A 621-nucleotide genomic window follows, 5' to 3' on the forward strand; every position below is an offset into this window, starting at 1 on the left:
ATTTTGACTTGAGGTGTCGCATCGACCATACGCTCTAACTTTAGGCTGGTTTGGCTTCCGTCTAGGTTTACGACCGCAATTGGCTGCTCTCTCGGGGTTTGTTGTGCGTATGGCAGTGGATACAAAAACGAATAAAAAACCACGCCACCAAAAACAGTTAATGTGACGACGGGGGTGGTCAGCACAGCGCGAATCTCTGCTTTAATCAGTTGCCAGAGTGTCATGCTGCCTCCCTTTTCTGAGTCGACAGTGCTGCCGCTCGGTATTTATGAATGAATGCGGCTGTCAGTAAGAGTGGCACCACATACCAGATCATTGGCCACAAAGCACTAAACGATTGAGCGGCTGAGGCTCCGTAGCTTGCCTGACCAACCTGAACTTCGATGTAATGGGTGATAGGTAATAGTGAGCGCCAAGCATGAGCGAGCGTGTTCATGTCGGAAACTGGAAACGTAATCCCCATAAAAGCAAAACTTGGCGCAGTAAACGCACCAGCAAAACTCATTGCGCGGGCAGGGTCCATCGATAAAAAGAAAAACAGTGCGCCCATAATGATACAGGCAACAACGGTGACCAATTGAGCCAGTAACATGACTACGAGACTGCCTTCCATCGGCCAGT

1 protein-coding gene and 1 pseudogene are annotated in these 621 nt (G+C 49.4%); both read right to left on the bottom strand.

Features of this window, described 5'->3' with window-relative positions; all coding sequences use genetic code 11:
• Window positions 1–224: pseudogene (locus R8N49_RS28385) on the bottom strand (ABC transporter permease); the annotation flags it as partial.
• Window positions 221–621, bottom strand: a 401-nt coding sequence (locus R8N49_RS28390) for an ABC transporter permease (RefSeq protein WP_318190601.1), incomplete at its 5' end; no start/stop codon positions are given. The pseudogene R8N49_RS28385 and the gene R8N49_RS28390, both read right to left, overlap by 4 nt.

The organism is Vibrio sp. 1978, assembly GCF_033344345.1.